The 11,246-nt window shown below is 40.7% G+C and carries 7 protein-coding genes; 5 read left to right on the top strand and 2 right to left on the bottom strand.

The features are described 5' to 3' along the window. Window positions 1-236 precede the first annotated feature (236 nt). The 4 genes from fdnG (at window position 237) to fdhE (ending at window position 5,890) form a co-directional block, all read left to right on the top strand. Window positions 237-3,314: a formate dehydrogenase-N subunit alpha gene (gene fdnG, locus QMF79_RS01530; protein WP_281772485.1), complete on the top strand. Its 3,078-nt coding sequence runs from the start codon at window positions 237-239 to the stop codon at window positions 3,312-3,314. Beyond that, window positions 3,314-4,237, top strand: coding sequence for a formate dehydrogenase subunit beta (gene fdxH / locus QMF79_RS01525; protein ID WP_040216287.1), 924 nt, complete (start codon window positions 3,314-3,316; stop codon window positions 4,235-4,237). The genes fdnG and fdxH overlap by 1 nt, the downstream gene beginning before the upstream one ends. Then, window positions 4,230-4,910 carry a formate dehydrogenase subunit gamma gene (locus tag QMF79_RS01520; protein WP_119222711.1) on the top strand — a complete coding sequence of 227 codons (681 nt, stop codon included), beginning with the start codon at window positions 4,230-4,232 and terminating at the stop codon, window positions 4,908-4,910. The genes fdxH and QMF79_RS01520 overlap by 8 nt, the downstream gene beginning before the upstream one ends. Window positions 4,911-4,978: 68 nt before the next feature. Continuing rightward, a complete protein-coding gene (gene fdhE / locus QMF79_RS01515) occupies window positions 4,979-5,890 on the top strand; it encodes a formate dehydrogenase accessory protein FdhE (protein WP_281772484.1) in 912 nt (303 codons plus the stop codon). A gap of 33 nt (window positions 5,891-5,923) precedes the next feature. Here fdhE and folC read toward each other — a convergent pair whose 3' ends face one another. Both folC and accD read right to left on the bottom strand, forming a co-directional pair. Beyond that, window positions 5,924-7,219, bottom strand: a complete 1,296-nt coding sequence (gene folC / locus QMF79_RS01510; RefSeq protein WP_281772483.1) for a bifunctional tetrahydrofolate synthase/dihydrofolate synthase — start codon at window positions 7,217-7,219, stop codon at window positions 5,924-5,926. Window positions 7,220-7,393: 174 nt separating this feature from the next. Beyond that, complete coding sequence (gene accD, locus QMF79_RS01505) at window positions 7,394-8,284, bottom strand: acetyl-CoA carboxylase, carboxyltransferase subunit beta (protein WP_281772482.1); 891 nt, start codon at window positions 8,282-8,284, stop codon at window positions 7,394-7,396. A gap of 218 nt (window positions 8,285-8,502) precedes the next feature. On the opposite strand from accD, the gene QMF79_RS01500 reads away from it, so the two are divergent. Further along, a complete protein-coding gene (locus QMF79_RS01500) occupies window positions 8,503-11,031 on the top strand; it encodes a type I restriction-modification system subunit M (protein WP_281772481.1) in 2,529 nt (842 codons plus the stop codon). Window positions 11,032-11,246: the final 215 nt, after the last annotated feature.

Raw genomic sequence — 11,246 nt, 5'->3', positions numbered from 1 at the left:
AATTATTCTCAATAGTGTTATTTTAATAAATTAAATGAATTAAATTTTAAATAGATCAAAGAATAATTAGATTTATTAAATTTACTAAAGATGGGGTATGGTTTATTATAGCCAAAGGTAAAATAATTGTTAAATAATACAGCTCAATAAAATTTGGGTTGTAATATGACGATGTATTTTACATTTTAAACATCACATTGGCAAAATGTTGCTAATGTTACTAGTAGGAGTGATTTATGCAGGTCTCAAGACGTAAGTTTTTCAAGATCTGTGCAGGTGGTATGGCAGGGACTTCTGCGGCAATGCTTGGTTTTGCACCAAGTGAAGCCTTAGCAGCCCCTCGTGAGTACAAGCTTTTACGAGCTAAAGAAACTCGCCAATCCTGTACTTATTGTGCCGTAGGCTGCGGTATGTTGATGTATAGCCTCGGTGATGGAGCAATGAATTCACGTGGTAAATTATTCCACGTGGAAGGTGACCCAGACCATCCAGTTAGCCGTGGGGCATTATGTCCAAAAGGTGCGGGCGTGTTGGATTATGTAAACAGTCCAAATCGTCTTCAATATCCAGAATATCGTGCACCAGGTTCTGACAAGTGGGAACGCATTTCTTGGCATGATGCGATTCATAAAGTTGCGAAATTATTGAAAGAAGACCGTGATGCCAACTGGGAAGCCACCAATGCGGAAGGTACGCCAGTTAATCGTTGGACAACCACTGGTTTCTTAACAGCTTCAGCTGCAAGTAATGAAACGGCTCTTTTAACCCAAAAATTTGGTCGTGCCTTTGGTATGTTGGTTTTAGATAACCAAGCGAGTACCTGACACGGACCTACGGTAGCAAGTCTTGCTCCTAGTTTCGGTCGCGGTGCGATGACCAACCATTGGGTAGATATTAAAAACGCGGACGTTGTGGTGGTAATGGGCGGTAACGCTGCTGAAGCTCACCCTGTTGGTTTCCGTTGGGCTATTGAAGCTAAGAAACAAAATAGTGCGAAGTTAATGGTGGTTGACCCACGTTTTAACCGTACGGCTTCTGTGGCAGATTTCTATTCTCCAATTCGTTCAGGTACAGATATTACACTTTTATTAGGTGTGATTAAGTATCTTTTAGATAACGATAAAATTCAACACGAATATGTAAAACATTACACCAATGCAAGCTTCTTAATTCACGAAGGATTTGGTTTTGAAGATGGCTTATTCACAGGCTATAACCCTGAAACACGTTCTTATGATAAATCAACGTGGTCTTATCAATTGGACGAAAATGGTCAGCCAAAACGTGATATGACACTTCAAGATCCGCGTTGTGTTATTAATCTTCTGAAAAAACACGTTGAACGTTATACCCCAGAAATGGTGGAACGTATTTGTGGCACAAAACAAAAAGCGTTCCAAGAATTTGCAGAAACCATTGCTTCAACGGCTGATCCAAAACGTACAACGACATTCTTGTACGCATTAGGTTGGACACAGCACACAGTTGGTACGCAAAATATTCGTTCAATGGCAATGATCCAGTTACTTTTAGGTAATATCGGGATGTCTGGCGGTGGTGTAAACGCATTGCGTGGTCACTCAAACGTACAAGGTACAACAGATATGGGCTTATTCCCATCTATGTTACCAGGCTATATTCCATTACCAATTGAAACAGATACTACTTTAGATGCTTTCCTAAAACGTATTACACCAAAAACAACGGTGGATGGTCAGACAAACTACTGGCAAAACACCCCGAAATTTATGGTGAGTATGCTTAAAGCCTTCTATGGCGAGAATGCAACTAAAGAAAACGAGTTCGGCTACCACAATTTACCGAAACAATATAAGAAAAAAATGGATCATATGAGATTTATCGAATTGATGGATCAAGGCAAAATCAATGGTTATATCTGCCAAGGTTATAACCCATTAGCCTCTTATCCAGATAAGAATAAAATCTCAAGTGCATTACGTAAATTAAAATTCTTAATTGTTTGTGACCCATTAGCGACTGATACTTCAGAATTCTGGCAACATCATGGTGAATATAACGATGTAAATCCTGCTGATATTCAAACTGAGGTTATCCGTTTACCAACCATCTGTTTTGCTGAAGAAGATGGCTCAATTGCGAACTCTGGTCGTTGGTTACAATGGCACTGGAAAGCGGCTGAACCACCAAAAGAAGCAAAACCAGATGTGGATATTCTTGCAGAAATCCGTGAGGTGATGCTTGAAATGTATCACGAAGAGAAAGCACAAGGTAAAACCCCTGTTTCGCTTGAAACCATTGAAGCAATGACTTGGGATTATGACAATCCGCTAGAACCAAAACCAGAAGAGCTTGCAAAAGAAAATAACGGTTATGCGTTAGAAGATCTTTATGATGCAAGCGGTAAACTAATTGCGAAAAAAGGCGAATTGCTTTCAAGTTTTGCTCAACTTCGCGATGATGGTTCAACTTCATCGGCGATTTGGATCTACACAGGTCAATGGACAGAAAAAGGTAACCAAATGGCGAACCGCGATAACAGCGACCCATCTGGTTTAGGTAATACATTAGGTTGGGCATTTGCGTGGCCACTTAACCGTCGTATTCTGTATAACCGTGCTTCTGCTGATATTTCAGGTAAACCTTGGAACTCTAAACGTCAGATTGTTAAATGGAATGGTAAAAACTGGAACTACATTGATGTCGCAGACTTCGGCACTGCACCACCAAACAGCAATGTAACGCCATTCATTATGCAACCTGAAGGCGTTAGTCGCTTATTTGGCTTGGATAAAATGGCGGAAGGTCCGTTCCCTGAACACTATGAACCGATTGAAACGCCAATTGGTACGAACCCACTTCACCCGAATGTGGTTTCAAACCCAACAGCTCGTATTTTAGAGAGTGACAAAGATCGTTTCGGTGATGCAAGTCAGTTCCCTTATGTAGGTACAACTTACCGCTTAACTGAGCACTTCCACTTCTGGACCAAACAATCTAACCTCAATATGATTGCTCAGCCAGAACCGTTTGTAGAAATTAGTGAAGAGTTGGCAAAAGAGAAAGGCATTGAAAATGGTGACGTGGTAAAAGTAACTTCAAAACGTGGTTATATTAAAACCAAAGCCGTTGTAACAAAACGTGTTCGTTCAATTGATGCTGACGGTAAACGTATTCACACTGTAGGTATTCCACTCCATGGCGGCTTTGCAACAGTAGGCAAAAAATCATTCTTAGCCAATACGCTCACTGGACGTGTAGGTGATGCAAATACGCAAACACCAGAATATAAAACGTTCCTTGTAAACATTGAAAAAGTAACGGAGGCAGTATAATGTCAGGTGTACAAGATCAAAACATTATTAAAATTTCTGCTACGTCCTTTGTTACCCCACCACCTCAAACTCGTGATCACGTGGTGGAGGTCGCAAAACTTATTGATGTTTCAACCTGTATCGGCTGTAAAGCTTGTCAGGTAGGTTGTTCGGAATGGAACGACATCCGTGCACCGCAAGAAGATTGCGTGGGGGTTTATGATAACCCACGTGATTTGAACGCAAAACAGTGGACAGTCATGAAGTTCAACGAAGTGGAAGAAAATGACCGCTTGGAATGGTTAATTCGTAAAGATGGTTGTATGCATTGTGCTGAACCGGGCTGTTTGAAAGCGTGTCCATCACCAGGTGCAATCATTCAATATGCAAACGGTATCGTAGATTTCCAGTCGGATAAATGTATCGGTTGCGGTTACTGTATTGCAGGTTGTCCATTCAATATTCCACGTATGAATGATGAAGATAACCGTGTGTACAAATGTACCCTTTGTGTGGATCGCGTGAATGTAGGTCAAGAACCCGCTTGCGTGAAAACTTGCCCAACAGGTGCAATCCGCTTTGGTTCGAAAGATGAGATGCTTCACTATGCTGAAACACGTGTGAAAGATCTCAAATCTCGTGGTTATCCAAATGCAGGGATTTATAACCCTGAAGGTGTGGGCGGAACACACGTAATGTACGTGTTGCACCACGCAGATAAACCTGAGCTTTATTCTGGCTTGCCGAAAGATCCGAAAGTTGATGTGACGGTTGAGCTTTGGAAAGATGTGCTTAAACCAGTTGCAGCGATTGCAATGGGTGGCTTAGCACTTGCAGAAGTGGCTCACTATGTAACCGTTGGACCAAACGTTGAAGAAGATGTGGAAGATCACCACGAACACGCTGAAGGTGAACATCAAGAAAAAGGAGGCAAAGATGAGTAAAAAAGTGGAAATCACGAATGATACCCGTATTATTCGCCACAAACCCGTTGCTCGAGTGAGCCACTGGTTCTTGGTTATTTCATTCTTTATGACAATGTTCACAGGGGTTGCGTTCTTCTTCCCAGATTTTGCATGGCTAACCGAAATTCTTGGTACGCCGCAACTAGCTCGTGCAATTCACCCATTCACAGGGATTGTGATGTTTATTGCCTTTATTATTATGGCGTTGATTTACTGGGATCATAACATTCCAGAAAAAAATGACCTGAAATGGGCAATGAACGTACACGAAGTGTTAAAAGGGAATGAGCATGCAGTGGCTTACAATGGTAAATATAACTTTGGTCAGAAAATGTTATTCTGGACATTAAATTTGGCAATGTTTACCTTGTTAATCACTGGAATTATTATGTGGCGAAAATATTTCTCACATAATTTCTCAATCCAAACCTTACGAATTGCCATTTTGCTTCACTCAGCAAGTGCCTTTGCGTTATTTACAGGGATTCTCGTTCATATGTATATGGCGTTCTGGATTAAAGGCTCAATCCGAGGTATGGTTGAAGGTTGGGTAACTGTCCGCTGGGCGAAAAAACACCACCCGAAATGGTATAACGAGGAAGTGAAACCTGAGCTCGAAAAAGAGCTGGCTGAACAAGCAAGTAAAGGCTAATTTCCAAACCAAAGTGCGGTATAATTACCGCACTTTTTGTTTATTCTCTTCTCATTTAAGGACACAAAATGAGTATCCGAATTTTACCTGATACTGAAATCAAACAAGCGGCAAGTTCTTTTGAACATCCACCGCTTTTATTTGCTAACCCGAAAAACTTATATGCTCGTCGTGCGAAACGCTTACGCCAATTGGCAGAATATAACCCATTCAAAGATTATCTTGAATTCGCAGCAAACTTGGTTGAAGTGCAATTAGATCTTCTTGAAAGCCAGCCAATTGCAAATGAACAAGAAAAATTGACTGCTTGTATTACCCAAACACAAGGTAATAAACCACTGAGTGCCAAAAATTTTCCACGCTCAAATGAATGGCAGAAACTTTTGCTCGCACTCATTGAAAAATTCAAACCTTACGCTAACGAAACAACCTTACCAACATTGGAATGGTTAGAAAAGGCAGCATCTTCTGATCTAGAAAAATTAGCAACAGACTTGCTTAATGAGCATTATGAGCAAGTAGGAGCAGATAAAGCGGTCTTTTTATGGGCGGCACTTTCACTTTATTGGGTGCAACTCACTCAACAACTACCACGCAATACCATGACCGAAGTAGGCGAACGCCATACCTGCCCTGTATGCGATGCAGCACCTGTGGCAAGCGTGATTCATTTTGGTAGTGAACAAGGTTTACGCTATATGCACTGTTCGCTTTGTGAAAGTGAATGGAATATGACCCGTTCACAATGCTCAACCTGCGATCAAAGTGGCAAATTAGATTACTGGAGTTTTGATAATGTCGATGCAGGCGTGAAAGCTGAAAGCTGTGGTGATTGTGGAAGTTACTTAAAAGTAATGTACCAAGAAAAAGATGCCTATGTTGAACCTGTAGCAGATGATCTTGCCACCATTTTGCTTGATGCTGAAATGGAGCAAAAAGAGTTTGCTAAAAGCGGATTAAATCCGTTTCTTTTTCCTTAATATGTTGAAGCGGGGTTTATCCCCGCTCTAAGTTTATTTTTCTAAAAATAACACAAAATCCGCTACGGTATGGAATGAGCCAAAGACTAAAATAATATCTTGTTCTTCGGCTTGTTTAAATAATATTGGAGCAATCGCATCTACATTCTCATACACACAAGCGGTTGCATTTGATAATACATTTACCAATTTATCAAACACGGCTTGACCACTCTGTCCCCGCCAACAATTTAAGCCAACACAATGCCATTCGTCAATAACCTCTCTTAATGGCTGAACAATGCCCGAAAGTTCCTTATCTTCCAAACAGCTGAAAATCGCAAAGATTTTTGCTTTTTTAACCGCTTGCAAGCGTTCTGCAAGATAGCGTGCGGCGTGAGGATTATGCCCCACATCAATAATCACTTGTGCTTTTGGTTTTTGTCCTGAGAAATGAGCAAAATCTGCGGCTTGCAATTGTTGGAAACGCCCTGTTATTTGAGCTTCTTGCAAAGTCTCACGAATCACTTGTTCACTCACATTAAATGGTGTTTTTAGTAATGTAGCAATTGCCGTGCCCGCATTTGGAATAGGAATTAATGGCATTGGCAATGTATTAAACTGCGTTGTTTGTGATTGCCAATAAAACGTTCCATCTTTCACTTCATATTGCCAATCGACATTACGTTGGAATTTTTGAGCATTCAGATCTTGTGCGATCGCTAAGATTGATTGTGGACAATCAGGCTCACCAATGATCACAGGAATATTCGCACGGAAAATGCCCGCTTTTTCTCTACCAATATCTTCGCGGTTATTACCTAAAAATGCTACGTGATCAATATCAATCGAAGTAATCACAGCAAGACGAGGATCTACGATATTAGTTGCATCTAATCGCCCCCCTAGCCCTACTTCTAAAATTACGACATCCAACTTGGCATCTTTAAAAAGTTTCAACGCCGAGAGTGTGCTGAACTCAAAATAGGTTAAAGAAGCGGTCTTGTTCTGGTCGATTTCTGTAAAACTATCAATATGAGCTTGGTCGTCTAATAATTGCCCGTTAATTCGCACGCGTTCATTGTAACGAAGAAGATGCGGAGAGGAATATACGCCCACTTTTAAGCCAAGTTTCATTAGTGCCACTTCCAAGAAACGGCAAGTCGAACCTTTACCGTTCGTGCCAGCTACGGTAATCACATAAGGGGCGGGATTAAGTAAATTGAGGTTCTCTGCAACAGATTTTACCCGTTCTAGACCCATATCAATGGTTTTGAAATGACCATGTTCTAAGTAAGTAAGCCAAGTTTCCAGATTATCGGTAATAGTTGGAGATATGTTTTGTTTCATAATTCATACTCTATTAAATCATCAAAAATATCTCGTAGGGGCGGGGTTTATCCCCACCCTAAAAACATTATGTAACAAATTGTTTGATTGGGCAGGGATAAACCCCGCCCCTACGATATTTTTGTTCAAAATAAAAATCCCTGTAAAAAAACAGGGATTTTATGTAAAACTTAATTATGCTTCTTCTACAATCAATTCCGCTGTTTTAAACGGAGTAGGTTGATGTGTCAATTTAGCACAAATTCGTGCCAGCGTATCACGCATCTCTTTTCTGTGTACGATCATATCAATCGCACCATGTTTCAGTAGAAATTCTGCACGTTGGAAACCTTCAGGCAATTTTTCACGCACAGTTTGCTCAATAACTCGAGGGCCAGCAAAGCCAATTAACGCTTTCGGTTCAGCAATGTTTAAATCGCCTAGCATCGCTAAACTAGCTGAAACACCGCCCAAAGTTGGGTCGGTTAATACAGAAATAAACGGCACACCTTGCTCTTTCATTTTGGCAAGAATTGCACTGGTTTTCGCCATTTGCATAAGTGAGAACAATGCTTCTTGCATACGAGCACCGCCCGATGCGGAGAAACAGATAAATGGGATACGTTCTGCCAATGCTTTTTCTGCAGCTTGCACAAATTTTGCACCCACTACAGAACCCATAGAACCGCCCATAAACTCAAAGTTAAAAGAAGCTGTTATCACTGGCATTCCATGTAACGTACCTGCTAACACGATAAACGAGTCTTTTTCGCCTGTCTCTTTTTGTGCGGCAGATAAACGATCTTTATATTTTTTTAGATCTTTAAACTTCAACACATCTTGCGGTTCAAGCTCTGCTGCGATTTCTTGTGCAGAACCTTCATCCAATAAATTCAGTAAACGTGTACGAGCGTTAATACGCATATGATGATCGCATTTCGGGCAAACTTGCATATTGCGTTTTAATTCTTCGCTATAAAGCACCTGATCACAGCTTGTACATTTTGTCCAAACGCCTTCAGGCACTTTCGACTTCCCTGCATTTGAAGAAGAGTCACGCCCCAAAATTCTATCTAACCAACTCATTTTTAAACCTTCTGTTACTATGTTTAAAATAAAAATTGATTTATTAAAGCACAAAATGCGATTTTTTAAAAGAGAGAGATGCATTATCCAAAGACATCAAACCAGATAAACTCTCGCTGTTTACAAACGAGAGTTGAATATCCTATTAAAATTACTTCTATTTCAAATATTTTTCGGTATCATTAATGCTATTTCTTTACACAAACGATAGTAAGACAATGAACAAACAACAACTTGCCGCAACCCTTTGGGCTTCCGCAAATGACTTACGCGGGAAAATGGACGCTTCTGAATATAAAAACTACATTCTTGGTTTTCTTTTCTATAAATTCCTGTCAGAACATCTTGAAAATTATCTCATTAAAAATGAGGTAACGTTTGCTGATCTTGATGACGATTCCATTGAAACCATCAAAGAAGATTTAGGTTATTTTATTGCGGAAAGTGATTTATATCGCACTTGGATAGCAAATATTGCAGAACGTAAGTGGAAACTGTCGCATGTTACCGATGCCATTAACCACTTCAATGAGAATCTTTACGAAACTCAACGTGAAGATTTTGAAGGCGTATTCGCAGATGTGATTTTAACATCAGAAAAACTCGGTAAAGATCTAAGTGATAAAGAAATTGCTATCCGAAAACTGATAGAACTACTGAATAAAATCAACATCACTGGCAATCGTGAATATGATGTGTTTGGCTATATTTACGAATATTTAATCGCACAATTTGCTATGGCTTCAGGCAAAAAAGCGGGTGAATTCTACACACCACATCAAGTTTCTCGCATTATGGCGGCGATTGTTGCCGATGAATTACGTCCAAAAGAACAATCTGCTGTATACGACCCAACCTGTGGTTCGGGCTCGTTATTGCTTACCGTAAGCGATGCGGTAAACCACTACGAACACAAAGATAACATTCAATTCTTCGGGCAAGAAAACAATTCCACCACTTACAACATTGCCCGAATGAACTTACTGATGCGCGGCGTAAAACCTGCCAATATGATTTTACGTAATGCCGACACGCTCAAAACCGACTGGCCTTATGGTGAAGTTAATGGCGAAGATAATCCGTTATTTGTGGATTGCGTGGTGGCAAACCCGCCTTATTCCGCCAAATGGAACAGCGAACGTGCCGATAAAGACACACGTTTTAAAGATTACGGCATTGCACCTGCCACCAAAGCAGACTACGCCTTTTTGCTCCACTCGCTTTACCATCTCAAACAAGACGGCATTATGGCAATCGTATTGCCACATGGCGTATTGTTCCGTGGTAATGAAGAAGAAAAAATCCGTACCAAATTACTCCAACGTCGCCAAATTGATGCCATTATCGGCTTGCCAGCAGGTATTTTCACCAACACAGGCATTCCAACCATTGTGATGATTCTGCGTAAGCAGCCGAAGCATAACAATGTGCTATTTATTGATGCCTCGCAAGGTTTCCGTAAAGAGAAAAACAGCAATGTATTGCGTGAACGAGACATTAAGAAAATTCTTGATACTTACCGCAAGCGTGAAGAAATTGCCGGTTTTAGCCACTTAGCAGATTTAGCGGAAATTGAAGCAAATCAGTTCAACTTAAATATTCCGCGTTACATCACACCAGCATCGAAAAACGAGAGCCAAAATATTGATGCACACCTAAACGGTGGTATTCCGAATGAGGATATTGATCAATTTACTGAATTTTGGCACGCCTTCCCTGCTTTGAAAAACAAGCTTTTTAGCCCATTGCGTACAGGTTTCTCACGTTTAAATGTACCTGCAAATGACATTTTTAGCACCATTGAACAAGATGCTGATTACCAAGCCTTTATTGCAAAAATGCACGCCAATATTGAGCAATGGAAAGCGGAGGCAAGTTCGGCAATATTAGGGGATGAGACAATAAAGAGCGGTCAAATTTTGCCGACATTTGACGAATTGGAAACCAAGTTATTCCAACAGTTTGCTATTTCTGAGTTTACTGATCCTTATGAAGCCTATCAGATTTTTGTGGATACGTGGAATGAGACCATCGCGAGCGATTTAGAACAACTTGCCGAAAACAGTGGCTTTGATTATGCTCGCACACTTGTGCCGAATATGGTGGCAAAAGGCAAAGACGAAGAAGTGCAAGATGGCTTGAAAGGGGCAATTTTACCGAAAGATTTAATTGCTGAACGTTTCTTTACCGATGAAAAAGCACAACTTGAACAATTCAAACAAACTGCAAGTGAGAACGAAGAAACAATTAATGAGCATCAAAGCGAACTCACCAATGGCGTGGAAAATGAAGAGGATTTAACCGCACTTGAAGCCATCATCAAAACCGCTAAAACCAATGCGAAAAAAGCCACCTCAGCATTAGCCGATTGGGCAGCACAAACAGGTGCAGAGTGGGAACAAAGCGAATTGCAAGAAAAAATCGACCGCTTGCACACCATTCAAACCGCCAACCAAGCAATTAAACAAGCGAAAGATCAGCTTAAAAAAGCTGAGCCAATTTTTGATGCACAAGTGGAGGCGAAGTATGCGGAATTATCTTTAACCGATATTCGTCAATTATTGGCACAAAAGTGGTTGGTGTCGTTAGTGACAGAGTTGGAAAACATTACCCACAGCCATTCCAAAACAGTTGCAAATCAGCTTAAAGCGTTAGATGAGCGTTATAAAGAAACGCTTGCCGAAATTCAAACCCAGCGTAAAGAGGCGGAAGAGGCATTCTGGGCAATGGCGAAGTTGTTGGGGTAGAAATGAGAACTGCCACATACGTTAGCAGAGGTGGCAGTCATTAGGCATTATTTGTAGGAACATTGTCAATGTATTGGGCAAAATAAATTGATAAATATGATTCAAAAATATATGTAGATTATATGAAAATCATTGGGCGGGGATAACCCCCGCCCCTACGAAATTGAAGCATCCAATATATCTCGTAAACCAAATAATGCCCGTAGGGGCGGGGT

It is taken from the genome of Pseudohaemophilus parahaemolyticus (assembly GCF_938021905.1).
GTDB lineage: Bacteria > Pseudomonadota > Gammaproteobacteria > Enterobacterales > Pasteurellaceae > Haemophilus_A > Haemophilus_A parahaemolyticus_B.
The sequence above is the reverse complement of the archived record's forward strand: the minus strand, read 5'-3'. Positions and strand labels throughout refer to the sequence as shown.

Bases quoted from the DNA above. Each gene is read 5' to 3' on its own strand.
- fdxH (WP_040216287.1), top strand. From the start codon at position 3,314: ATGTCAGGTGTACAAGATCAAAACATTATTAAAATTTCTGCTACGTCC.
- QMF79_RS01520 (WP_119222711.1), top strand. From the start codon at position 4,230: ATGAGTAAAAAAGTGGAAATCACGAATGATACCCGTATTATTCGCCAC.
- fdhE (WP_281772484.1), top strand. From the start codon at position 4,979: ATGAGTATCCGAATTTTACCTGATACTGAAATCAAACAAGCGGCAAGT.
- folC (WP_281772483.1), bottom strand. From the start codon at position 7,219: ATGAAACAAAACATATCTCCAACTATTACCGATAATCTGGAAACTTGG.
- accD (WP_281772482.1), bottom strand. From the start codon at position 8,284: ATGAGTTGGTTAGATAGAATTTTGGGGCGTGACTCTTCTTCAAATGCA.
- QMF79_RS01500 (WP_281772481.1), top strand. From the start codon at position 8,503: ATGAACAAACAACAACTTGCCGCAACCCTTTGGGCTTCCGCAAATGAC.